This window comes from Bacillus sp. ISL-55 (assembly GCF_018613155.1).
Classification (GTDB): Bacteria; Bacillota; Bacilli; order Bacillales; family Cytobacillaceae; genus Mesobacillus.
Map to the genome: position 1 here is coordinate 107,181 of NZ_JAGGQU010000012.1, position 24,392 is coordinate 131,572.

General features: G+C 42.0%; 18 protein-coding genes and 2 pseudogenes. 2 read left to right on the top strand and 18 right to left on the bottom strand.

Going from position 1 to position 24,392, the window contains the following annotated elements; genetic code table 11:
• Positions 1-307 precede the first annotated feature (307 nt).
• From katG to J7E32_RS07345, 6 genes are all read right to left on the bottom strand, one after another.
• Positions 308-2,527, bottom strand: a complete 2,220-nt coding sequence (gene katG, locus J7E32_RS07320) for a catalase/peroxidase HPI (protein ID WP_214905765.1) — start codon at positions 2,525-2,527, stop codon at positions 308-310.
• 160 nt (positions 2,528-2,687) lie between these two features.
• The gene (locus J7E32_RS07325) at positions 2,688-3,014 is read right to left on the bottom strand and encodes a hypothetical protein (protein ID WP_214905767.1); all 327 of its coding nucleotides are present in this window, start codon (positions 3,012-3,014) and stop codon (positions 2,688-2,690) included.
• A 413-nt stretch (positions 3,015-3,427) separates the two neighbouring features.
• Positions 3,428-4,411, bottom strand: coding sequence for a tRNA dihydrouridine synthase (locus tag J7E32_RS07330; RefSeq protein ID WP_214905770.1), 984 nt, complete (start codon positions 4,409-4,411; stop codon positions 3,428-3,430).
• 313 nt (positions 4,412-4,724) lie between these two features.
• Positions 4,725-5,687, bottom strand: a complete 963-nt coding sequence (locus J7E32_RS07335) for an RpnC/YadD family protein (protein WP_214905773.1) — start codon at positions 5,685-5,687, stop codon at positions 4,725-4,727.
• 150 nt (positions 5,688-5,837) lie between these two features.
• Positions 5,838-6,572, bottom strand: coding sequence for a winged helix-turn-helix domain-containing protein (locus tag J7E32_RS07340; protein ID WP_214905776.1), 735 nt, complete (start codon positions 6,570-6,572; stop codon positions 5,838-5,840).
• Positions 6,565-10,359 carry an AAA domain-containing protein gene (locus J7E32_RS07345; protein ID WP_214905778.1) on the bottom strand — a complete coding sequence of 1,265 codons (3,795 nt, stop codon included), beginning with the start codon at positions 10,357-10,359 and terminating at the stop codon, positions 6,565-6,567. Before J7E32_RS07345 ends, J7E32_RS07340 begins: the two co-directional genes overlap by 8 nt.
• 370 nt (positions 10,360-10,729) lie before the next feature.
• On the opposite strand from J7E32_RS07345, the gene J7E32_RS07350 reads away from it, so the two are divergent.
• Positions 10,730-14,215 (top strand): hypothetical protein, encoded by a 3,486-nt coding sequence (locus tag J7E32_RS07350; protein WP_286182851.1) that lies wholly within the window; start codon positions 10,730-10,732, stop codon positions 14,213-14,215.
• A gap of 75 nt (positions 14,216-14,290) precedes the next feature.
• Here J7E32_RS07350 and J7E32_RS07355 read toward each other — a convergent pair whose 3' ends face one another.
• From J7E32_RS07355 to rlmD, 7 genes and pseudogenes are all read right to left on the bottom strand, one after another.
• Positions 14,291-15,037 (bottom strand): Nif3-like dinuclear metal center hexameric protein, encoded by a 747-nt coding sequence (locus J7E32_RS07355; RefSeq protein ID WP_214905780.1) that lies wholly within the window; start codon positions 15,035-15,037, stop codon positions 14,291-14,293.
• Between the two features lie 162 nt (positions 15,038-15,199).
• The gene (locus tag J7E32_RS07360) at positions 15,200-15,859 is read right to left on the bottom strand and encodes a DUF429 domain-containing protein (RefSeq protein ID WP_214905782.1); all 660 of its coding nucleotides are present in this window, start codon (positions 15,857-15,859) and stop codon (positions 15,200-15,202) included.
• Between the two features lie 27 nt (positions 15,860-15,886).
• Positions 15,887-16,264 (bottom strand): annotated as a pseudogene (locus J7E32_RS07365) (hypothetical protein); the annotation flags it as partial.
• Positions 16,265-16,812: 548 nt separating this feature from the next.
• Positions 16,813-17,007, bottom strand: coding sequence for an HAD family hydrolase (locus tag J7E32_RS23195; RefSeq protein ID WP_353654027.1), 195 nt, complete (start codon positions 17,005-17,007; stop codon positions 16,813-16,815).
• Positions 17,008-17,250 (bottom strand): annotated as a pseudogene (locus J7E32_RS23200) (HAD family hydrolase); the annotation flags it as partial. It abuts the gene before it with no gap.
• A 408-nt stretch (positions 17,251-17,658) separates the two neighbouring features.
• The gene (gene mutM, locus J7E32_RS07375) at positions 17,659-18,462 is read right to left on the bottom strand and encodes a bifunctional DNA-formamidopyrimidine glycosylase/DNA-(apurinic or apyrimidinic site) lyase (RefSeq protein ID WP_214905784.1); all 804 of its coding nucleotides are present in this window, start codon (positions 18,460-18,462) and stop codon (positions 17,659-17,661) included.
• Between the two features lie 186 nt (positions 18,463-18,648).
• On the bottom strand, positions 18,649-20,019 hold the full coding sequence (gene rlmD, locus J7E32_RS07380; protein ID WP_214905833.1) for a 23S rRNA (uracil(1939)-C(5))-methyltransferase RlmD: 1,371 nt from the start codon (positions 20,017-20,019) through the stop codon (positions 18,649-18,651).
• Between the two features lie 196 nt (positions 20,020-20,215).
• On the opposite strand from rlmD, the gene J7E32_RS07385 reads away from it, so the two are divergent.
• Positions 20,216-20,596 carry a hypothetical protein gene (locus J7E32_RS07385; protein WP_214905786.1) on the top strand — a complete coding sequence of 127 codons (381 nt, stop codon included), beginning with the start codon at positions 20,216-20,218 and terminating at the stop codon, positions 20,594-20,596.
• Positions 20,597-20,640: 44 nt separating this feature from the next.
• On the opposite strand, the gene J7E32_RS07390 is transcribed toward J7E32_RS07385, so the two are convergent.
• From J7E32_RS07390 to J7E32_RS07410, 5 genes are all read right to left on the bottom strand, one after another.
• A complete protein-coding gene (locus J7E32_RS07390; RefSeq protein ID WP_214905789.1) occupies positions 20,641-20,976 on the bottom strand; it encodes a DUF3221 domain-containing protein in 336 nt (111 codons plus the stop codon).
• A 112-nt stretch (positions 20,977-21,088) separates the two neighbouring features.
• The gene (locus J7E32_RS07395; protein ID WP_214905792.1) at positions 21,089-21,541 is read right to left on the bottom strand and encodes a BsuPI-related putative proteinase inhibitor; all 453 of its coding nucleotides are present in this window, start codon (positions 21,539-21,541) and stop codon (positions 21,089-21,091) included.
• A 134-nt stretch (positions 21,542-21,675) separates the two neighbouring features.
• The gene (locus tag J7E32_RS07400) at positions 21,676-22,566 is read right to left on the bottom strand and encodes an ABC transporter permease subunit (RefSeq protein WP_214905795.1); all 891 of its coding nucleotides are present in this window, start codon (positions 22,564-22,566) and stop codon (positions 21,676-21,678) included.
• On the bottom strand, positions 22,559-23,512 hold the full coding sequence (locus J7E32_RS07405) for an ABC transporter permease subunit (protein WP_214905798.1): 954 nt from the start codon (positions 23,510-23,512) through the stop codon (positions 22,559-22,561). Before J7E32_RS07405 ends, J7E32_RS07400 begins: the two co-directional genes overlap by 8 nt.
• A gap of 107 nt (positions 23,513-23,619) precedes the next feature.
• Positions 23,620-24,042, bottom strand: coding sequence for a hypothetical protein (locus J7E32_RS07410; RefSeq protein WP_214905801.1), 423 nt, complete (start codon positions 24,040-24,042; stop codon positions 23,620-23,622).
• Positions 24,043-24,392: the final 350 nt, after the last annotated feature.

A 24,392-nucleotide genomic window follows, 5' to 3' on the forward strand; every position in this document is an offset into this window, starting at 1 on the left:
ATTATCTAAATACTCAATCATCATATCCTGAATTGAATTCAATTGTTAATAGATAATTCTTCCCAAGAATAGTCACTAGACTCAACTTATTGAGAGAAGGAACTTATCCTTCCTTATCCCTGCTGAAATTAAAAGACTCTCCTTTTACCCAAATGAAGAAATTAACACACTTTCGGGCAATGCAAAGGCTCTCCTTTTACCCAAATGAAGGATACTGGGCTATTCCATCGGAAAACCCCGGGCCATAAAAAATAGCAGACCAATTTATCCCGGTCTGCTATCTCATAAACTATTTATCTAATTTTTTTCATCGTGTGCGTGCCAATTCGGAAGTCTCGCGAGCCTGTTCGCTCAAATCAAAACGGTCGGCATTCATGACCTTGACCCATGCGGAGATAAAGTCGCGCACAAATTTCTCTTTGTTGTCGTCCTGGGCATACACTTCTGCAATCGCACGCAGCTGGGAGTTTGATCCTAATACGAGGTCTACTCTGGTGGCTGTGCGAACAACGTCACCTGTCTTGCGGTCACGCCCTTCATATACAGCACCGTCTGCAGGTCTCCATTCAATCCCCATATCCAGCAGGTTTACAAAGAAGTCATTTGTAAGAGTTCCGACTCGATCAGTGAATACACCGTGTTTTGTGCCGCTATGGTTCGTACCGAGGACACGCATTCCGCCAATAAGAGCGGTCATTTCAGGTGCGCTGAGATTCAGCAGCTGTGCCTTGTCCAGCAACAGCTCTTCCGGACTGACGCCATACTGCTTTTTCTGATAGTTACGGAAGCCATCTGCATATGGCTCCAGCACCGCAAAGCCTTCTGCATCTGTTTGCTCATCAGTCGCATCCCCACGCCCAGGAGCAAATGGAACGGTTACTTCAAATCCAGCATCTAGTGCGGCCTTCTCAATCGCAGCACTGCCGCCCAGTACAATCAAGTCAGCTAGGCTTACTTCTTGATCCAATTGACTTTGGATGTCCTCGAGTATACCAATCACCTTCGAAAGCTGTTCCGGCTGATTCACTTCCCAATCCTTCTGCGGTGCCAGACGGATGCGGGCACCATTCGCACCACCACGGAAGTCCGAGCCACGGAATGTACATGCTGAAGCCCAGGCAGTCGTAACCAACTCACCGATAGTAAGCCCGGAGTCCAAAATCAATGATTTCACCTTTTCTACTTCCTCATCCGTCAGTTCATAATCAACCGCTGGAACAGGATCCTGCCAGACAAAATCATCTTCCGGAACTTCAGGACCTTTATACCTTGATTTCGGGCCCATATCGCGATGCAATAATTTGAACCACGCTTTCGCGAATGCATCCGCAAACTCTTCTGGATTCTGATGGAATCGGCGGGAGATTTTCTCGTAATCTGGATCATGGCGCAAGGCAATGTCGGTCGTGAGCATCATGGTTGGAACTTTTACAGAAGGATCTTCCGCATCCGGTGCAAGGTCCTTCTCAGCCGGATCCACAGCCAGCCATTGATAAGCACCTGCCGGACTCTTTGTCAGCCACCATTCGTAGCCGAATAATAAATCGAAGTAGCCATTATCCCACTGTGTCGGATTTGCCGTCCAGGCTCCTTCCAGGCCGCTCGTGATCGTATCGCGTCCCTTGCCGCTGCCGTATGCATTTTTCCAGCCTAAGCCCATTTCTTCGATCGGTGCTGCTTCTGGTTCTGGGCCAACCTTGGCTGCGTCCCCTGCACCGTGGGCTTTTCCAAAGGTATGGCCGCCAGCGATCAGTGCGACTGTTTCTTCATCATTCATGCCCATTCGCGCAAAGGTTTCGCGAATGTCCCGAGCCGCTGCAAGTGGATCCGGCTTTCCATTAGGTCCTTCAGGATTAACATAAATCAGACCCATTTGCACGGCAGCAAGCGGATTCTCAAGCTCACGGTCGCCTGTATAACGTTTGTCGCCAAGCCATTCGGATTCAACACCCCAGTAAGTGTCTTCTTCCGGATGCCAAATATCCGGCCTACCTGCGCCAAAGCCGATCGTCTTGCCGCCCATCGATTCAATGGCGACATTTCCTGCCAGTAAAATCAAGTCAGCCCAGGAAATCTTATTGCCATACTTCTGCTTAAGCGGCCATAGCAGTCGGCGAGCCTTATCAAGGTTGCCATTGTCCGGCCAGCTGTTCAGCGGTGCAAATCGCTGTGAACCTGTTCCGCCGCCACCCCGGCCGTCGCCAATACGATATGTGCCTGCCGAATGCCAGGCCATCCGGATAAACAATGGCCCATAATGACCATAGTCAGCCGGCCACCAGTCCTGACTTGTTGTCATAAGATCATGCAAGTCCTGCTTAAGAGCATCATAGTCCAGCTTTTTAAATTCTTCATTATAGTTAAAATCTTCTCCCATAGGATTCGATTTTCTGTCATGCTGATGGAGAATATTCAATTGTAACTGGTTTGGCCACCAGTCCCGATTCGTCGTCCCGCTGGTTTTATGACTAGTAGCACCCCCGTGCGTAAACGGGCATTTTCCAACCTTTGCAGTATCCTTGTCCATTTTCTTTCCCCTTTCGTTAAACTAAAAATGAATGAAACTTACATCATTAATAACTATGAAAGAGACAAGGGATTTAGTATCTATAATTGGAATCTTTTATGTTTTGAAGCGACTGAGGATGGAATTGGGGGGAATAAGGTTGGATCTAAATGAAAGACTACTAGCCAAAATACACTTCTACACTTTTTTCTTTCTGTGCCGTTTCCAAACAGCTTTGGATAAAGAGGAAAATTTGCTTTTGATCCCAGGATGTACAATCACTTTCCGACGGTGCAGCAGTTTTAAAGAATTTTTTATAGCCCTTCATTGCCTTTTCAACTTGTTGTAACGAAAAAGTCGAGCTTTTACCTGATCCGCTTACACCAGCATAGAACTGATAGGCATCAAGAAAACGGTACAGCAGCAGGGCATTATGATTCCCCATGCTAAAACGCGCATAGGCAATTTCTTCCCTTGCTTTATTCAATCCATAAATATCGTGACCCATATAATATTCCTCCTTCAAATATAAATGAAAATATTAGAAAAGCTGATAAGTAGTTTTACATGGATTACCACTCCTTTCACGTTTGCATTCAAGGATTTATATAGACATATCAAAAGAGTATAAGATGGCGAGAGGATCTAAGGATTCAATCATGAAAGACGCATCATTTAAGAAGGGTTTTACAACACAGGAGAAATTATGAGGAAACATTTCAAGAAAGATCGTTCACTTAATGAAAAAATAATACCATACAGCGTATCTTTTTAATTCGGGTAATTTCAAAACTTATCAACAACTTTGTGAACGCTTTCTTTTCAAAGAAAAAGGCTGGAATGATTGCGATCCCAACACCGCCTTCACGCCAGCCTATCAACTTTTTTGTAAAAATCAGTTTACACTTACTTCAAGTTCACCTAAACTTCCTGCTCTCCAACAGGATTCCCAACCGCAAATTGCTCAAGCAGTCCACGCACTTCGTCTGTTGATTTTGTGTTCATAAGTTGATTTCTTAATCCACTCGCTCCTGGGAATCCTTTGACATAGATTTTGAAAAAGCGATGTAGAGCCGTGAATGGTCTCAGCTCTAAATGTGAATATTGATCATGGAGATCCATGTGCAATCTTAAGAGATCAAGCAAGTCGTCACTGCTATGTTCCTTCTTCTCCTTTTCAAAGGCAAATGGATTATGGAAAATGCCACGGCCAATCATCACTCCATCAACACCATATTGCTCAACCAATTCTAAGCCAGTTTGGCGGTCAGGTATATCTCCATTTATCGTCAAAAGGGTATCCGCCGCCACCTCATCACGAAGCTTTTTAATCTCCGGGATCAGCTCCCAATGCGCAGGCACTTTGCTCATTTCATCCCTTGTCCGCAGATGAATCGAAAGATTAGCAATGTCTTGCTCCAGAATGTGCTTCAGCCAGCTCTTCCATTCGTCTACTTCTGAGAAACCAAGCCTTGTCTTAACACTTACGGGCAATCCTCCCGCTTTTGCTGCCTGGATTAGTTCAGCTGCCGCATCCGGACGACGGATCAGACCGCTTCCCTTCCCGTTCTGTACCACATTGGGTACCGGACAGCCCATGTTGATATCAAGACCCTTAAAGCCCATTTCCGCCATACCAATGCTCATTTGCCGGAAGTTTTCAGGCTTGTCCCCCCAGATATGGGCGACAATTGGCTGTTCATCCTCTGTAAAAGTCAAACGCCCGCGCACACTCTTGATCCCATCCGGGTGACAATAGCTCTCCGAGTTCGTAAACTCTGTAAAGAACACATCCGGTCTCGCCGCTTCACTCACCACATGGCGAAAAACAACATCCGTCACTTCTTCCATTGGTGCCAATATAAAAAATGGTCGTGGTAAATCACGCCAGAAATTTTCTTTCATGTTTTGATTCAAATCCTTTCATCATAGGACACAAGGCCAACCCCTAATCCCAAAAATAAAAAGCAGCAAGTTCCTGCTCCATTTACACTTATACCATGATAAAGCACATTTTATCAAACTGATAGAAATGGTAATTTAAACTTTACAATCGCTGTTTATCAATTAACCTTCAATTGGACAATTTAATAATCTGATAAAGATTGAAAAGCAAATAGGAATAAAACTGGTAATTGGAGTAATAATCAATGAAGTAAGTAAGCGGGGAGATCATCAGAGAAAAGAGGCGTGCCCATTGGACAAACCTCAATACTTTTTAGCTTAGCTGCTCTTGTAACTTCTTTACCTCTTCAATAGATAATTCTGTTAAATCAGCTATTTGTTCAACTGTAAAATTTTCGCGGGTTAACTTAGAGACAATTCTTTTTCGTTCGACCAACAATCCCTCTATTTTACCTTCTTCCCTTTCCATTTTCCTCAATTCTCCAAATGTTGGGGGTAGGTTCTTTCGGTCTAAGTACATCAAGTCAATTGCCTCCTTCGAAATCATGATTTCATTTCTTAGTTTTTCTGTTAATTCTATCGGTAGTTGGAGTAAATAATCAATGAAGTAAGTAAGCGCGGAGAGGTAGATGCGTCTTTCGTCTAGAGGCTGATTCATTTTTTGTAATACTAATCGCATTAGCTTGTATTTAAATCGATAGCGTTTCTCGTCATCATTTTTGGCGGCATTGGCATATTTCGCTGCCAGTACGGCAATCGAAAATGGGTTGCTTGAATTTTCTAATTCAGTCTCATTTTGATCGTTAAACTTATACCAATTGTACTTATAAGTCACTTCCGTCCCAAAGATTCCTCGTTGGTACTTCCCGGTCCATGGGCGGTCGGAAGCACCCGTCAACAGCGCAATCGCCACAACATCGCGATTGTACCTGTCATAAATTTCATAATAATAGCGGAACATTCTTTCTGAAAAATCATCGCCTGTATCGCCTTGAACTTCGATATGAATCAAGACCCATTGCTCACTGCCATCTCTCAAATACACTTTAACAATTTGATCCGCAATTCGTTTCCCTTTCTTCTCTTCAATAATCTCTTTAAAAAGCTCCTGCTGCAGAAATTCAGGCTCCTTCGTAAAATCAATGTCCTCAAACAAATCAGGCAAAAAATACAGGACAAACTCTTCAAACAGCTCGTAAATCAACTTCTTCCAAAGGCCATCATAATCAACCGCCACATAATCCCGAGGCTTTTCCAATATCCATTTAACTACCATTATTTTATCACATCCTATCTAGTTTTTATACTTTCATTATACCATTTATCGAACAAGAGTTCTATTTTATTTGTATTAATAATAATTTTTTCAGGAACAAAGCTTGATTAAAAGGGACGCACCCCAGGTACGTCCCTTTGTTTCTGCATATTATTCCCGCCATACCAGACGTTCTTTCTCTTCTATCTGCTTTTCGAATGTTTCATCCCAGCGTTGGAGCATGGTATTCCAGACACGTGCATAGAATTTGTCCTGTTCTTTATTGTAGAGTTGAAATTCGAGGCATGGGATGTGCTCAACTTTCTGTTCGCCAAAGCTATTTACAGCAGCCACTACTGTTTGGAAGCCGTCTTCTTCCTCACCATTTCGGCTCTCTGCGAGAACTTGCAGAATACGGTCCTTCCCTAAGATGTTCTGATGATTTCCATACCGGTAAAGCGGCAGTTCTCCGTCAGTTTCAGGCAAAGGCTCGGTCATCTCTGGCCAAAACTCATCGTGAATCGGGCTGTAAGAAAGCACTGCCGACTCTTCTGCCAATTCTTCTTCCATAATCCCTGTCTTTAGCTGCTCTTGCCCTCTCGATGTCAGCTTGTAGCTTCCTTTTTCCAATGTGATCAAACCCGTGCGTTGCATTTTGTTCAGTAAATCTTCAATGAACAGCTCCTCGACCAGCAGCAATTGAGATAAATTGGCTGCTCGACGGATTTGCGTCTTTTCAAATGTGAGTAGCATCATTTTCATGAGAATGTCCATTTTAGAGCGTTTTACGCGATAAAACGCCACAGTATAAATGGTCACCGGGAATTGCCAGATCAGCGATTTGTTGATTTGGACAGCTGGATTTTTAAGTAGATCCGCATGTAGCTGCTTTTTTAATTTATCCATTCACACCCACCTCTTCAAGGGTTCGCAATCCATCTTGCTTTTTGGCCGTTTCAAAAACATGAGTATACATTTTTCTTGCATCCCTATGTTTCGTCCGCTGTGTGAACATCTTTGTGCAACCAACCATCACAAGCAGCTCTCTTGCTCTCGACAATGCCACATTTAGCCTGCGATAGTCTTTGGCAAAACCGATATCATCCTGCTTATTATCGTGATTACGCACCATACTTAACAGAATCACATCCATCTCCATGCCCTGGAATCTGTCCACTGTCCCGGTGCGAATCGTTAAGTGAGGCAAATGCAACTCCTGTTGAAGCATGCGGTCGATCCTTTTCACTTGTTCTCCGTAGAAACTGATGACACCAATGCTTTTTTTCTCATTGGTTTCCATTCTTCCAGCTTGCTTTGCCTCAGCGGTTGCATCATCCAATTCCTTCAGCAATTCGCCAATCCTCTTCAATTCAGCTGAATTGTACAGGCTTTTTCCGCCTTTCATTCTTTCTTCGAAAAATAAAGGCTCGTTCGGCATATCAAGCCAAAGGAGATGATTGTTCCGCTGAATGTTCAGTGATGCCAGCTTGTGGTCACGATCCAGATCAGAATCGATTAAGCCACATTGGAGCTGTTCGTTTTCTTGCATATAAAATGGCGTTATCGTTTCCATAATGTTTTTGTGCATCCGATATTGAATCGCAAGCATCGTTTTGTTATTTATCGGCAAGTTTTTAAACAATCGCTCGAACAACGACTCATTTAATAACTTTTTAAGTTCCGCTTTTCCTTCAAAGTCTTCACTTTCTTCCGCCATTTCCTGCAGCGTTTCCTCCAGCGTATCGTTTCCCAGTAAAGGCGGCAGCTGATGATGGTCGCCGACCAGAATGATTTTTTTCCCTTTCAGCATCGGCAAAAGGAGCTCCGGCGGGGTTGCTTTTGATACTTCATCAATAATGACAACGTCAAAAATTGGGTAGTTTTCAATGAAATCTTTGCGAGCGGAGGCCACACATGTTGTTCCTATTACATTTGCATGCTTCACATAAAGCTTTCGGATTTCATTCAGGTCATGGTCATTTGCTTCTTCTAGCAAGGACTGCCACATTCCCTGGACTTCCTGGAACAGCGGTAGTCTCTGCTTTTCCTGATTCAACGACTCTCGGTTAAAAGAAACGCTCGCCAGCCTCTTTAATACCTCTTCGTGCTCCTTCTCGGGTTCTAAATAAAGGATTTCCTGTAGTGGCGCTTGTTCAGCTTCTTTTTCCTTAATTATGGAGGCGAGATTTGAAAGACTGACTTCGATTTCGGTTTGTTTCTGCTTTGCCTGCTCCAGTTGAAGAGATTCTTGTTCACGTTTTTGACGATTCATTTTAACCCGTAGCTTGGCTTGTCCAAATTGTTTTTGCTTGGCTTTCAGTTCAAACGCTTTGGTTTCTTGTTCATGAAGCAATTCCTTCGCATTGGGAATAATTACTGCTGAGACCATCTTTTGTGCGTGCTTGTTTTGCAGGAAAGTAAGCTTGGCAGTCTGTTCGGCCATCTCTCTCTGATACTTTTGTTGCATCATCTTGTTTTCATCGAGACTAGGCTGAAGCTGTCCAATCAGTTCCTGTTTCAAATGCTGAAGTGCTTCTTGTGCCATTTTTTTATCTGTATCATTCAGTTTGAGCACATCCGCTTTTTGCCAGATGAAATGTCTCCGGCCATATAGCCACTTAAGAAAGGTTTCAAGCCGATTCGGATGAATGGTTGATTTTCCTTTTAACTCACTTCTCAATTTCTCTAAAAACTGGTCAATTTCGATCGCTGACGTAGTAACAGGAGGAATGTTCTTCAATTGCATCTGAAGCTTGGAGTACTTCTCCTTCTCCCCCAAAAGCTGCTCAAGATAGGAAATCGCTGGATTGATTTTCTCATTATATTCCTTTAACTTATCCAGCTGGTTGATTCTTTCGCGAAGCTGATCGAGCTTTGCAATTAGTGACTGCACTTGTAGAGAGCGAGTCAGATTTTGTTCCAGAATGATCCACTTTAAACTGTCGAATTTTTTTGCGGCAGTTATTCTTTCTGTTATAGCCTCCGTCTGCTTCATGGCCTCTTTCCATGTATCACCATCTGCAGAAACCCTATCTATCATTTGTTTTAGTTCATTCATTTCGTCTTCTAGCACCTGAAGGGCTACACTGTCTTGCAGCCGTACAATCTCTTGCTGGCAGGCATCCAACTCTTTTTGAATCAAGTCACGATCAGGCTCTTCATCCAGAAAAGTTTCATCTTGATCAATGGTGTCATTTAACAAACGCAGGGCGTGTTCCGTTTTCTGTATTAGCTGCTGAACTGCTTGCCCCTCCTGTTCAACTCCATGAATGCTCTTGTTATGCACTTCAATCAATGACTGAATTTCATTATACTGCTGCTGGGCTTTCTTCTTTTCTTCAAGCTCCGCTTCTATTCGTGCAAGCTGTTGCTCGAGCCTCTCTTGTTCCTGTTCGTTCGCTTCCCATTCTATTTCTATTTCGGACTCCCGTTTGTTTCGAGCTTCCAATTGGCTGGAGACTTCCTGCAGCGTATGGTCTTTCCAATACTGTCCGACATTCTCCTCGATGAACTTTTTTCCCTCTTCTTCTATGCTTTCCGTCCGTCCCACTCTGAGGATTCGGATATCCTTAGTTGCCAGCAATCGTCCCAGGGCATTGTCGACCGCTAAATTCGACTGCGACGCAACTAGAGTGCGCAGCCCCGCCTTCGCATTTTGCAGACAGATTTCTGAAATAACGGTTGTTTTTCCTGTTCCGGGCGGCCCTTGGATGACGTATAAGTCTTCAGCAGACATAGCGCCTGTGACAGCTGCCTGCTGGAACTCGTTCAATGTATTGTGAAACTGCAGCTTTGCCTCAGCCTTGACCTCTTTGACCGGGGGCTTATTTTCAAATAAAAGGCGTTCCAGTTCAGGATTCGCAGCCAAGCCGTTCTCCAATTGCTTAAACCCTTGCCGAAGTCTTTTCAACTGGCTTAAGGTTGCAAAGTTGCTAAAGATGACTTCCTTAGGATGTACATCAAGGCGCTGCCTGCGGGCCAGAGCTTCCATATTACTGTGTATTTCCACCTCTACCGTGGAAGCCGAACGATTCGCTTTCAGGACTTTGCCGATCTCCTGGTCCATTCCTTTTAGCTTGACGCTCATATCCTTGAGTGACTTCCAATCCTTATCTTTCATCTCACAGCCTGTTATTTTTACCGTACTGAAATCATCATTGAATAAAAGCGTGGAATAGCGGGTGGTGATATCAGGAATATCTGCGGACTGCTCCTGAATTTTCAGATAGCCTTCCCAACTGGCAATACGTTTTTGCACATACATAGAACTTTCCTGTGCAACCGGCATGTTGTGAATCAAGTTCAGTAACCCCATCGGTAATCGCCTGCTGCCTTGAACATTTAAGTCAAAAGTAAGCTCTGCCGAAATGCGCCAATTAGACGGCAATGGGATATGTGTCGGCCTCGTCGTTACATTCGTTGCAACAAACCCATCCTCTTTGACCAAACAATGGATAACAACAACAAACCTACCGTATTTCTCTGCCAGCCTTTCGTTTTTTTCAATGTCAAAAAACAAGGCTACCGAAACAAGGCCATCAGCCGATTGCGGATACTTTTCTATATAAACATCAAACGATTTCTCCAATAAAAAAAACGATCGCTCATCCAACCCAGCTTCTCGCATTTTACTCTTTGCCTTATTGGTCAAAGCAATCGGACAATGATATTCCTTACTTTGAGTATTTTTCATAAATCCACCTGCTTTTTTGACAAAAAAAGTTTTGAAATGGTTAATTAATCAATAAGTATATACAGCTTTTTAACTAGGTTATTATAGCATAATGTTCAGGGGGTAGAGAGACAGGTTTCTTTACCAATTTCGGTGGGGGATTGGATACGCTGCAACACAAGAGATGCTTTGTGAGTTTACCCTTTCTTCAAAATAAACCCAAAAAACGATTGTATAATTCGCAGTATCAATACCATCCCCAAAATTATAAAACCGTTTACAAAAGATCAACCCTAAAGAAAAATAACGTTAAAGGATAAAATAAAGAGTGAAACTGAAAATTAATCTCCAAAAAAAGAAGAATGTATTAGATTACCTTATTAATAGTAAAATGATTTTCAGAAAGGAATACACAATGATGAATATACCAAACTTGTACTTTGGAAATGCATCTTTACACACTGAAATGAAACCGATTTCACTAGAAACGGTAACGATCAGTGAGGAAACTTATTTCAAGATAGAAAACTACAATCAAATGAACCCATTCTTTATGACAATAGTAAGTGATGTGGACCTTTGGATGTTTATCTCAAGTACTGGCGGACTGACTTGCGGCCGTAAAAATGCAGAGTCAGCATTATTTCCATATTATACAGATGATAAAATCCATGACAGTGTTGAGACAACCGGTTCACATACCATACTGATCGTGAATAAAAATGAAAAGAATTTTCTCTGGAAGCCTTTCTCAACTCATAATAGCGATGTCTATAAGATTACAAGAAACCTATATAAAAACACTATAGGTAATAAGATTATGTTTGAAGAGATTAACCATGACCTTGAGGTTAGTTACACCTATACATGGAAAAGCAGTGATTTATTTGGATTTATCAAAGAATCCAGATTGGTTAACCTGGCTGAAAAGGATGTAGAGATCAGAGTCCTGGACGGTATTCGCAACATCCTTCCTTACGGGGTCAATACGCTTTTGCAAACGACAAAGAGCACGCTGGTTGATGGATATAAACGCTGTGAATTAGTAGAAGAAGCAGGGCTTGGCATCTACACGCTCAGTTCGATTTTAACCGATAAAGCGGAGCCAAGTGAATCATTGAAAGCAACGACGGTTTGGTCAAAGGGACTTGAGAATCCTGGCTACCTTTTGTCAGAACAACAGATTAAAGCTTTCTCTCAAAATGCAGAGATCCAAACTGAAGTGGATATTAAGGGTCGAAGAGGTTCCTACTATGTTGTCGATTCAATCCGCCTTCAGGGTCGAGAATCAAAGAACTGGTATATCGTCGCTGAACTCAATCAAAGCGCTCCAAAAGTCGAGAAGCTTATTCAGGATATTACGAATCAACACCCAATTCTTGAAGACGTGGAAGCTGATGTTTCAAAGGGTGAGCACAATCTTAAGAAGCTTGTATTTGATGCTGACGGATTCCAATTTACTGCTAACGAGAAGGCGGGTTACCGACATTTTTCAAATACCCTTTACAATATCATGCGTGGCGGGATCTATGCAGACGGCTATGTGATTAACCGGGAGGATTTCAAAGCTTTTGTAGGGGTTTGGAATCAACAAGTATATATGAAACAACTGGATTTTATAAGCCAATTGCCTGAAACCATTAATTATAATGAACTGATTGCTTTGGCAGCAGAGCGTGGTTGCAAGGATTTTGAGCGATTAGTATTTGAATACTTGCCACTTACCTACAGCAGGCGACATGGAGACCCAAGCCGTCCGTGGAATAAATTCAGTATCGAGATTGCCAAAGAAGATGGAAGCAAGGATCTGAAGTTTGAAGGAAATTGGCGTGATATCTTTCAAAATTGGGAAGCCTTATCCATCTCTTACCCTGAATATACGGAGAGTATCATTGCCAAATTCGTAAACGCATCAACAGCAGACGGTTATAACCCATACCGTATTACGAAGGACGGAATTGACTGGGAGAAACTAGACCCTGAAGATCCGTGGTCAAATATTGGATACTGGGGAGACCATCAAATTATTTACCTTTTGAAGCTAATGGAATTATCAAAGTCTTATCATCCTGAAAAATTACAGGATCTTCTTCATAAAGACATTTTTGTTTATGGAAATGTTCCATACAGGATTAAAGGATTTGATGCATTAGTCGAAGACCCAAGAAACACTATTGTTTTTGATGAGGAGCTTGAACAACTCATTGAGGACAGAACGGCAAGTCTTGGATCAGATGGCAAGTTAGTTTACAACAAGGACGGAATCTACAAAGTTAATTTAATGGAAAAGCTGTTGGTTACCCTTCTTGCAAAGTTCTCTAACTATGTGCCTGAGGGCGGTATTTGGATGAATACTCAACGTCCTGAGTGGAACGATGCGAACAACGCCCTTGTTGGAAATGGATTGTCCATGGTTACCCTGTATTATCTGCATCGTTTCCAAGCTTTTATGGGTCAAATCGTGAAGGAAATGAAAGAGGACTCCATTGAGGTTTCAGTTGAAGTGCTTCAGATGTTTCAGGAGACAATGGCAGTATTGAAGGATAGTAAAGAATCCCTTGGCAATACAATGTCCGATGACACTCGTTACTCTATCGTAAAAGCTTTAGGCAAGATTGGAGAAGCGTATAGAGAATCCATCTATGATAAAGGTTTTTCAGGAGATAAAGGGGCACTTTCAATAGAATCCCTTAAAGAATTCATTGAGGTTTCAATGCTCCACTTACAAGATTCCATTAAAAAGAATAAACGAGATGACGGCCTATATCACTCTTACAATCTCATCCGATTTGATCAGGAAAACTGCAGCATATCCAATCTTTATGAGATGTTAGAAGGCCAGGTTGCCGTACTAAGTTCAAAAGCTTTAGATGAAAAAGAAACGATCGAAGTCTTAGCGGCACTTCGAGATAGTTCTATTTATCGCGAAGACCAAAACAGCTATATGCTATATCCGAATCGTGAATTGCCAAAGTTCTTAGAGAAAAATGTGATTCCTGAGGAACAAGTTATGTCATCAACTGTTTTAACAGCAGAACTGAATCGGAATTCCACACGGTTCATTGAAAAAGATGTGAATGGGAAGTACCATTTTAACGGTCAATTCAGAAACGGTGATGAGATTCAAGAAGCACTTAAAGCGACAAAAGAGTATAAGGATGAGGATATCAAAATCGTTGCAGAAATCTTCACGAACCTTTTTGACCATCATGCTTTTACAGGACGCTCCGGCACCTTTTATAAGTATGAAGGTTTAGGAAGCATCTATTGGCATATGGTATCAAAGCTAGTTTTGGCGACACAGGAAAACTTTGAAGATCTCTCCGGCCAAAAGGGGCTGACTGAGGAAGCCAGGGCGCTTATGAATTACTATGAAGATCTTAAGGCAGGAATAGGACTGGATAAATCACCGGAACAATACGGCGCATTTCCAACAGATGCTTATTCCCATACTCCCGGCTTTGCAGGAGTCCAACAACCAGGTATGACCGGACAGGTTAAAGAAGACTTTATCTCCAGACTAGGTGAGTTAGGCGTGAAGGCAGAAGCCGGACGTATTCATTTCAAACCGGAGTTATTAGCAAAGGCTGAGTTCTTAACAGAGCCGAAAACATGGTCCCTGCCTAGGAATAGCCATGCTGAAGGTTCAGACACCATCCAGCTAGATAAGAATTCCTTAGGATTTACATTCTGTGCAGTTCCAGTCATCTATTATCTAGACAGCCAAAAGAAAATCATCGTATGTTATAAAGATGGAACAGAACGTATCTATGAAGATGCAGACACCCTAGATCACGAAACAAGTCAAACCATTTTCAGTCGTGATGGCAAGATCGATCGAATCAAAGTGTATATTGACGGCAGTAACTTGAATTAGACTTAAAGAAAGTGCCTGGCACTCCCTGGATTTTTTCGGGTGAGTGACAGGCACTTTTTATTTGTTTAGATTCGCTCAATAATGTCCTTCATTAAGTCTCACAACTTCAAGTTCTTTTATATTTTCATTCAATTTCAATGCTAGGCTTTCAATACCAAATAACTCTATGAAAGTATGACTCCCAACGATAAGATTGATTCGTTTAAACTGAGCATATTGAATCGTAGACAAATTGCATTCCCCTGTAATGTATACATCACACTCATTTTCAACTGCTTCTTTAAGGCAATCTGTTGGCGCTCCATTGCCACAGACCAAGCCCACCCGTTTCACCTTCTTGTCATTAAACCGCCAATATCTAACTGGTTCTTCAAGTAGATTTACCATACGATTCACTAATTCATTAAATTCGATTTCTTCACCAGATTCTGCGACTCTGCCAGTATATAACCCTTCCAATTCGTGGGTTCTTTTAACAATTTCCAAATTCAATTCCTTTAATAAACTATCATTTGTTCCAAAATCACAGTCATCAAGAGGCAAGTGATTATAGTAGTGACTTATGCCATATTCCGCTAGTTTTTCGATGCATGCCTCTTTCAAGCCAAATATTTCATCCCATGCATCGTGGTGAGTCACTAACATATCAACACCATGAATTCTTGCTTCCTCAATCGTTTCAAGCGTGAGGTTAACACAGTAGCCTACCTTTTTAACTTTTCTATCTGCCTGGTAGGTAAGCCCAGATTCCCTTGAATAGATATCCTTATTTTTTATATTGAACAGGTCATTAATTCTTTCAACAATAAATGTAGCATCCATATATTTGCCTCCTCAGTTTCAACTTGTTTTGCCTTTAATCTCTTTATTACCTTGGTTGTAATCTAAAGAGGCATTAATTGAGGGAACTCCAATGATTACTAAAGAAATAACAACTAACCGAACTAAATGACTTCAAATACATACAGCCAACTACAGCTGAATTTAACAGCAATAGTCATAAGGATGTAGCGGAGGACTAGCCCGGAATATCCACTTTGTATTATACGAACGATCCTTCCAGTGCCATGCACCTAACGCAGCTGCACATGCATCGATTGAATGGCTTTCTTCTTCCATTTCAATCGGTAATTGTGTAAGCCCCTGCTCTGTAAGCCAATTCCGTATATAACTTCTAGCTGATTGTTCTTGTTTATAGGCCAACACGTATTCAATATCTTGTTTGGACAGTCTCGATCCAATTACGGCCCCTGGATGGACTTCCACTAAAGAAATGGGATACGCGGCGTTTAGATTCTCTATTTCTCTACTAAGCTTTATTCCTCTTAATGTTAAATACACCATTCTATTTAAGGTTGGCGGCATGATTGACCCAGATCTCATCCCTAAATCCACAATGAACTTTCTTAGTTCCCGGTCACTTTTTCGATCTCCGCCACCGTCTTGATAGGATAATGGTGCATCAATTCCGATCACGACCTCATCCAATTGACTTTGCTCGAAAACCTTTTTCAATATGTCCTGATCGCTTAAGTTATTTTCCCACTTAACCAATTCCAGGTGGTTTTCCTCTTGTTTAAAAATAGCGAGAACTGTATCCTTATGATTTTTTGGACCTGATAGGTCAATTCCGATAATCCTCAAATAAAACCCTCACTTCCGTCATTACAATTAATGAACATTCAGCAATTTTATCAGCCGTATGACCTTTTGATCGTCCCAAGTATCGATCCGGACGAGCTTTGTACTTTGGATGATTTCATTATAAAAATCTTTCCCTGCTGGATATTGTCCATCCCAGCGCAAAGGGACATTGTACACATTGATCGTGCCGTTCCCATTGCCGCTATAAGTCACAGAACCATCCACTAAACGAGAACCTGCCAACTGGATGACATCCTCAGGATAACTGGCACTTGTTTCATCGTCAGGATTCAGTTTTTCCCCTGCTGGAATGTGCCGGACATTCAATTCATCGATTTCCTGATTGGGTCCAAGTTGCAGCCAAACCCGAGCGTACTCAATTTGATTACTTGAATAGTTAGATAGCGATTCCCCGTCCGCTTGTTTTTCACTGTTTTCGAAATCCTGGATCAGGACGACTTTGAATTTCCCATCATAGGAGACCCAACTAACTGAATCCACGCGGCTCTTATTTTTAACCTTAGGCAATTCATCCATGATTTGTTTCGCCATTTCAAACATCATTTCAGTTTCTTCATAACTTTTCGTATGTCCATCCTGGAATTTTTCATTGATTTCCTGACTGTACTCTTCCGTATCTGGCAGCAATTTTACTGAATAATTCGTCATTCCTGAGTCGCTTTCCCATACGCCCGTTTCATAATGCGTCCCATCAATTTTGTAATGCGCATTCAGGTAGTCGTCGATATTCATATTTTCTGAGAGTTGTTCATCTGAAGCATCATCTGTTTCAGACGGTTGCGCTTCCTCTTCATTGTCGTTATCTAAGTCAGAATCAACAGTTTGATTTTCTTCCTCGTTTGCTGGTGACATTTCATTCTTCACTTCTGTCTGTGAGCAGCCTGCAGCCATGAACAGCAAAGCCATCATTAAGACTAAATAAGGGATTCCCTTCATGATTGTATCCTTCCTTTCTGTACAGATTTATATTCGGAATCTTGTTCATCTCTATTAAAAACTATTAAAAGTTCTTCAAAACTTTTAATTTTCATATCATATTCACTTACTTGGCCAAACCCGTATTCAGCATATATAAAGGGAATATCAGCAAATCTGGCTGCTGCTAAATCACCCTGTGTGTCGCCCACATAAACTGGGCTTGATAGGTTATTTCTCTCAATAACTAAGTTAATATTTTCACCTTTTGACAGACCCGTTCTGCCTGGGTTTTCAAAGTCTATAAAATACTTGTCAAGTCTATGAGACTTATAAAAAGCTTCTATGTAGCCATCTTGGCAGTTACTGACGATATATAGTTTGTACCTTTGAGAAAGCTCCTTCAGGACATCCTCTTGGGAAAAAGAACCCCACCGTTTTTTTCTAGAATAGATTGTTCAATTTCACAACAATCTTTTATTATTTTTTCCCGTTCTGTATCAGCTAAGTCGGGAAAGAGTTTCCTGCTTATATCATCCATCTGTAGACCCATCGTACCTTCAAAGTCTTTCCTGGTTAATTCACTATTTATGAGAGTACTTTTTCGTATAACGCTGTTCCAGGCACTGAGTACCGTGTCGATTGATCCCAAATAGTTCCACCCAGATCAAAAATTATGCTATCCAATTCAGTTCACTCCCATTTAAGTTAGCCCTTTTCTTCGTGGGGCCTCTCAAGACTCATACCAATATAACACACCAAAAGATGGAAATAAAACCATCTACTAAAAGAGCCTTATCCGTCAAAGGATAAGACTCTCTAATTCTGCAACAGCTTCACAATGTGTGTTTACAAACTTTCACCTATTGCTGGCAATTCGGACAAAAGTAAGTTTTTCGTGAAGAGATTTCACTTTTTACAATGGAAGCATTGCAACGGGAACATGCCTCACCTTCTCTGTCATAAACATAAAATTGATAGCCCCCAGTCTTGCCATCTCCTTTATATAGCGGGTTTTCCATATAACCACCTTGTTGAATTCCTCTTTTAAGGATGAACTGTATCGAATGATATAGCCGTGATAATTGTTGATCTTCAAGCTCATTGATTTTTTTATCAGGGCGAATCTCTGCATGCCAGAGAATCTCATCCGAATACCCATTCCCTATTCCAGCTAGCACTTCTTGATTGATTAATGTTGTTTTAATTGTTCCTCTTCTTTTATCCATTAATTGATGAAAGGCATCCAAAGTAAAATCAGGTTCAAGCACTTCAGGTCCGAGTTTCTTGAACTCTTCCTTGACCTCCTCAGAAGATAAAAGATGCAGGTAGCCCAATCGCAGTCCAATGAAAAATAAATGTTGTTCCCCGAATGAAAGCTTTACTTGAATCGTCCTGTTCGGCCGATCTTCCTCTTTGCCAAAAAACATCCATCCGCCAAGCATCAAGTGCAATAATAAACATTTTCCATCCTGTAATTCAAAAATTAAATATTTCGCTCTTCTACTAATCGTTTTTATAGCTTGATTTGAAACTTGCATAGCAAACCCGTCAACCGGTACGTTAATAGACTTTTCCCGCCCAATCTCAACACCTGAAATGTTCTGCCCGCCTATCAATGAGCCCAGTAATGTTCTATATGTTTCCATCTCCGGCAATTCAGGCATAATTTTGCCCCCCCATTTTACAATTTATTTTTACAGTATTTCCTACTGGGGAATTATTATAAATGGCTCATGTTCCGCACGAGACATGGGGACGATTCCGGTTTAGATTCTAAATGCCATTATCAATTAGAATAGTTTCTTGAAACAACAAAAGCCTTATCCACGAAATGGATAAGGCACTACTATTTATGCTAATTCAATCTTTGCAACAGCTTCACAGTGTGTCGTCTGCGGGAACATGTCGACTGGCTGTACTTCAACTGTCTTGTATCCGCCATCTTCGAGAATCCGCAAATCTCTTGCGAGGGTGGCGGGGTTGCAGGATACGTACACAACTTTTTTCGGTTTCATGTCGATGATCGTTTGCAACAGTGCCTCGTCGCAGCCTTTTCGCGGCGGGTCTACGACCAACACGTCTGCGCTGTTACCTTCTTTATACCATGCCGGTATGACTGTTTCGGCTTCGCCGACTGCAAATTCAGCGTTGGTGATGCCGTTCAGTTCGGCGTTTCGTCTTGCGTCTTCAATAGCTTCGGGGACGATTTCGACTCCGAATACCTTCTTTGCTTTTTGCGCTAAAAATAACGAGATGGTTCCGATGCCGCAATAGGCATCTATGACGGATTCTTCTCCTGTCAGCTCGGCGTACTCGAGTGCTTTGTCGTAAAGCACTTTTGTCTGCTCAGGGTTCACCTGATAAAATGATCGCGCGGAAATCGCGAACTTGATGTCACCGATATTGTCATAGATGACTTCGCTGCCCCAAAGGACCTCCGTTTTGTCTCCCATGATGACATTCGTTTTCTTCGAGTTAATGTTATGAACGATTGATTTTATCTTCGGAAGCCTTGCGACGATTTCATCGACCAGCACTTTTTGCTGAGGAATCTCATTTGTCCTGGTCACAATAACGACCATCAGCTCACCAGTTTGCCTGCCATAGCGGGCCATGATGTGGCGAAGCACACCTTTATGCTTTTCCTCATTATATGGCTGAATGCCCAGCTCGCTGGCGATTTCTTTTACCGCCTTGATTGCTTCGTTGATTTCATCAAGATGCAGCAGGCTTTCGTCTGTATCAACGATTTCATGGCTGCGCGGCTTGAAGAAGCCTGCGATCAGCTTGCCATCCTTCTCGCCAACCGGCACCTGAGCTTTGTTCCGGTAATGCCATGGGTTGTCCATTCCCAAAATCGGATGTACCACAACATCCTCAAGCTTGCCAATTCGCGTCAGCACTTGCTTTACCTGGTTCTCTTTATACTTCAGCTGGCCCTCATAGCTGATATGCTGCAGCTGGCAGCCACCATATTTATGGGCATCCTCAGCCGGACACTCTACCCGGAACGTACTTCTTTCAATAATTTCCATCAAGCGGCCAAAGCCGTAGCCCTTATTCACCTTAGTCACTTTGATGGTTGCTTTTTCGCCAGGAAGCCCACCCTGGACAAAAATCGGGTAGCCGTCAATCTTGGCCACACCCGCACCGTCATGCGTCAAATCCTCAAACACTACATCTATAAAATCGTTCTTTTTAACCGGTATCGTTTTGCTCATCATTTCCGTCCTTTGCTGTGAATTAGCTAAATCAGATTTTATCATACTGAGGCCGTTATTGCGAAACGCCGGCCCGGTATGGAATGAGAACCCACACATAGGCACTTCCCCATAGCCGATTTACTTTTCATGAATATAATTCAATAACTGGATAAAAACCGCATTAATGATTCCATAAAGGACTGGAGGTGTAGAAATGAACTCATTTTTTAAAAAGAAGGACAGTTCGAGCAAGGAGGAGATGATTGCCCAGATTGAAAAACAAATCTCTGTTTCCCTGTTCGTTCAGGCCGCTGCCCAGATTACAGAAGCGATTTTATTGTCCAGATTATATGCCCTGAGAGATGAAACCGAAGGAGAAAGCGAAATTATTACAGGTGTATGGGTCCAATCAATCGGCCAGACAATCGAAGCTTTAGCTGTCAGCAAAGAGCTTTCAACCTTCAATCAGCAGGAGCTGAGGGAACTGCAGAAAATTATTGTCTCTTCGGATTTTTTGCAATCGATTGGCGCAGCTATAGAAGGCGCGGGGGGAATCAAAGTCCTGAAGGAAACACCAGAATCGTTCATCCCGTAAAAAAAGAAAGCCGACTTTTATATCAGCTTTCGATTCATTGAATATTATTTACGTATTATTTTCTTCGCTGTGGCTTGCTCGGGATAGCTTTCCCTGATACTGCCGTCAATCCAGAACTCAATATGGTCGCCTTTTTGTAACCCATCAGCCGCTTCATAATCCAGCCAGATTAACTCCAATCCTCCTTGGTCGATTAATGCGTCACCGGGAACATCTTTAATTTCATTATATCTTTCCTGATTAATATTTTTCACGACCAGAATTGCCTCGTCGCTTACTTCTAAAATAAAACCTTCGCCAGAAATCTGTTCCTTCGAGCAGGCTGCAAGGCATAAAGCCAGCAAAAATACCATTACGATCGCACTTCTTCTTGTTCTCATTTCATTCTCCCTTTTTTATCTGGATGCCCCACAAGCCTCAATAAAACGTTTCGAATAGGTACAAGCCCCTGCACGAAATGGATCATTCTTTTCTTATTTCCGTGGTTTCTCATCATTCAACAGAGAATTCCTTTGTCACCATGAACTTTTTTCCTTCTTTCGGTGTCATCCAGACAGAAAGGACATAGTCTCCTTTATCAAGGGAAAGCTCATGTAGGTCGATGTCATAACTCAACGTCTCCCCCTGCTTTACCTTTTCCTCTCCTAAAGCCTGTAAAAAGTTCGCGACACTTGAAAATAGAAAGATTTCCTTTCCATCCTTTGTCTCGACCGAATAATCGTACCGCTGGGAACTTGTAAATTCCAATGTCACTTCCTGTTCCGTTTGATTTTTGACTTCATATTGAAAAACCAGCGGACTCTCCTCTTTCATACTTGCATCCATCTCTCCTGCCACGATTCCGGCACCTCCTTTTTCCTGATTATCGTTATTCGAAACCTGGCTCTCCGTTCCGCAGCCGGTCACCAGCAAACCCATCAGCAAAATCATCCATAATTTTTTCATTGTCTTAGCCTCCTGTTGAATAAACTCTTTATCTATTTGTCAGGAGAACGGGTAAAAAGGTTACACTCATTGATAAACTAAATAACCTATTTTTAAACAAAAGAAGAGAAGTGCCTGTACACCTCTCCTTACTTTTAAGCTCTTTTATACTTTTTATCAAAATATTGCTGCAACCCGCTGCTTGTCATCGAGAAGGCTAATATGGTAATCCCTATGGCAATGGTGCCGGTAATCGGCAGCCATGGATGCGACCAGATGTGGTGGGTAATCTCTGCGAAATAGGTCGGCCATGCATTGGAGGCGTTCATCGCCTTATACCCTCCACCAAGCTGGGAAACGAATTCGACGCTCAAAAAGATTTCGACGATGCCAAGCTGGCCGATGAGAAATAACGTCCTCCCAAGATCTGAGAAAAACTGAACGATGAAGAACGGCCTTAATGGCGGCCAGTAGTAGTTTTTCAGCATTGTCAATGGTGAAGACCCTGCAACAATACCTCCTTCGACATAAGGTTTTTTTGAAATATCGACCATTCCCTGGAAAAAAATATCGGCAACCCTGCCTGCTTCAATTAAAGCGAGCACTAGCATAATCCAGAGATATCGATTGCTCGAAAAAGTAATGAACGGTGTGCCAATTAACAGGATGACAAAGAAAATCGGCGGCAAAAATGAGAACAATCGATTCCATATGATCAATATTCTTTGGAAGAGTTTCGAATAAAAACTTGCCATCGCTAACGGGATCGCAATGATATAACGGATCAGCACGATCGCCAGGATGGTTAACAGCGTTTCTTTCGTACCCAGCAGCACCCTGCTCAGTAAATCCTTGCCATTCGCATCTGACCCGATTGGAAAATCCGCGGATGGTGCGAACGGAGGAAGTTCGAAACCGCCATCATCCTTCTGCCTCATCACTGTTTCTTTTAACGAAGAATCCACGAACGGAAGATAAGGGGCCATGAATGATATAAGCACTAGAAAAGACAATATAATCAAGCCAAATAGTAATGATTTATTCATGATTCATCTCCTGTGAAGCCGGGGTGACAAGACTCTTAAAAATCTGTGCAACCAGATTTGCAATCAGAATGATCGTGGCAAAAAAGATCGCATAACCGGTTGCCGAAATGCCGTCTACCATAATATCCAGTCCAATCCTGAAGCCTGTTCCCCTTAGTACCGCATCAAACAGACCGTCCGCCGCTCCCTGAAAATCCATTAGTTTTTCCACAATAAATAGATTCGATAGTACATAGAGTGTGATGGTATTCGCATGCGCCAGTATTCTAGGAAAGGAGTTTTTCAAAATATGCATAAACAATATTTTCATGCCGGGAGTTCCTTTTGATTTCGCAGTCCGGATATAATCGTTTCCTTCCTGCTCCTGCAAACTCACCTTGGTGATATTCGCAAGGTAGAAAACAGGATAAATCAGCAAAAATAGAATACCAACCACATAGGTTTCAAGTTTTTCACTGCCATATAAGGTCACATGGAAAAAGAGGCCTTTTTCATATAAATACATCAAGCCAATCTGGGCGACAATGATGAAAAAAAGATCCGGCATCGAGATGAACAGCCACGTCGTCCCATTCCCAAGGAAGTTTAACTTTTTCCTCTGCATCCGAAAATCAAAGATTCCCTTCAACACACCAAAAATATAAGCCAAAATCAAAGTCGGCACAATCAGGAGCAAACTTTTCCACGCCTTGCCCCCTATCCGATCAGCATATGTCTGACCGGGGACAAACTCTCCTAATCCTTGATTTTCTTTGATGTAGGTAAAGAAGCCCGTGATATTTTGAATATGCCTGTCCAAGTCATAATCATAGCTGGCGGATACAAACTGTCCGCCCTTTCCAGTCTCATATTCCGTCGTACCCGGTAAAAACAAAATACCGATAAACAAAAACACACAGACGATCCATAAAACAAACTGCTCAATTGCCTTTTTAAAATAAACCATGAAGCCTCCTGGTGGACTGTATTTTATTGAGAAGCGCAACAACTAAACTCTGATATTATAAAAAGCCGCCTGAAAGCAGCTCGCAATACACAACTACTTGTTCACTATTAATCTCCCAAATCCTCATAATGCAGCCCTTCATCAGGCAACTCTGCATTTGGTACGCCAACACTTACCTGCCTGATTCCTTGATCAGTGACAGAATAACCGTAAATCCAGCCCTGCTCATTCTCGAATCTCACTTCCATATGATATGGATTATAATTTCGGCTCGTACGATAGCTGATACTGAATTCTTCTCCCGGATACCTCTTTTCCAGGTATTCAGTCAGCTGCTCGGTTTTAACACCAAGATGATAGTTAATCCAAAGAGGCCGAATTGCAAAGAACGTCAACTCCATGACGATTACAATAACGATTATCTTTAAAGCGGCATTCCGCTTCTTCTCGGGCAAAAAGTAAGCAACCCCCAAAAGCATCAACACAAAAGCCAAAGCTGACAATATCTCAATAACCGTAATCGGATGCATCAAATCACCAGCTTCCTTTAGACACTAGTTATATTTTACCATTTTTAATTTTTCAGAAAAGTATTTTTTTATTTTTTATTCTTCCCTTACCTGAGGATGGGAAATAGAGAGGGTTTTACTCAGATAATTACAATGGTGTATTTGTATGTAAACCTTTTTATGTGACGATAAGCCCGAGGATTACGGTTTTTAGGGAACATTAATCCCTTTTATGTGACGATAAACTCGAGGATTGCGGTTTTAAGGGAACATTAATCCCTTTTATGTGACGATTAACTCGAGGATTACGGTTTTAAGAGAACATTAATACCTTTTATGTGACGTTAAGCCCGAGGATTACCGTTTTAAGG

What these genes read in the sequence shown, in the direction of transcription:
- katG (WP_214905765.1), bottom strand. Translation starts at nt 2,527, where the DNA reads ATGGACAAGGATACTGCAAAGGTTGGAAAATGCCCGTTTACGCACGGG.
- J7E32_RS07325 (WP_214905767.1), bottom strand. Translation starts at nt 3,014, where the DNA reads ATGGGTCACGATATTTATGGATTGAATAAAGCAAGGGAAGAAATTGCC.
- J7E32_RS07330 (WP_214905770.1), bottom strand. Translation starts at nt 4,411, where the DNA reads ATGAAAGAAAATTTCTGGCGTGATTTACCACGACCATTTTTTATATTG.
- J7E32_RS07335 (WP_214905773.1), bottom strand. Translation starts at nt 5,687, where the DNA reads ATGGTAGTTAAATGGATATTGGAAAAGCCTCGGGATTATGTGGCGGTT.
- J7E32_RS07340 (WP_214905776.1), bottom strand. Translation starts at nt 6,572, where the DNA reads ATGGATAAATTAAAAAAGCAGCTACATGCGGATCTACTTAAAAATCCA.
- J7E32_RS07345 (WP_214905778.1), bottom strand. Translation starts at nt 10,359, where the DNA reads ATGAAAAATACTCAAAGTAAGGAATATCATTGTCCGATTGCTTTGACC.
- J7E32_RS07350 (WP_286182851.1), top strand. Translation starts at nt 10,730, where the DNA reads ATGATTTTCAGAAAGGAATACACAATGATGAATATACCAAACTTGTAC.
- J7E32_RS07355 (WP_214905780.1), bottom strand. Translation starts at nt 15,037, where the DNA reads ATGGATGCTACATTTATTGTTGAAAGAATTAATGACCTGTTCAATATA.
- mutM (WP_214905784.1), bottom strand. Translation starts at nt 18,462, where the DNA reads ATGCCTGAATTGCCGGAGATGGAAACATATAGAACATTACTGGGCTCA.
- rlmD (WP_214905833.1), bottom strand. Translation starts at nt 20,019, where the DNA reads ATGAGCAAAACGATACCGGTTAAAAAGAACGATTTTATAGATGTAGTG.
- J7E32_RS07385 (WP_214905786.1), top strand. Translation starts at nt 20,216, where the DNA reads ATGAACTCATTTTTTAAAAAGAAGGACAGTTCGAGCAAGGAGGAGATG.
- J7E32_RS07390 (WP_214905789.1), bottom strand. Translation starts at nt 20,976, where the DNA reads ATGAGAACAAGAAGAAGTGCGATCGTAATGGTATTTTTGCTGGCTTTA.
- J7E32_RS07395 (WP_214905792.1), bottom strand. Translation starts at nt 21,541, where the DNA reads ATGAAAAAATTATGGATGATTTTGCTGATGGGTTTGCTGGTGACCGGC.
- J7E32_RS07400 (WP_214905795.1), bottom strand. Translation starts at nt 22,566, where the DNA reads ATGAATAAATCATTACTATTTGGCTTGATTATATTGTCTTTTCTAGTG.
- J7E32_RS07405 (WP_214905798.1), bottom strand. Translation starts at nt 23,512, where the DNA reads ATGGTTTATTTTAAAAAGGCAATTGAGCAGTTTGTTTTATGGATCGTC.
- J7E32_RS07410 (WP_214905801.1), bottom strand. Translation starts at nt 24,042, where the DNA reads ATGCATCCGATTACGGTTATTGAGATATTGTCAGCTTTGGCTTTTGTG.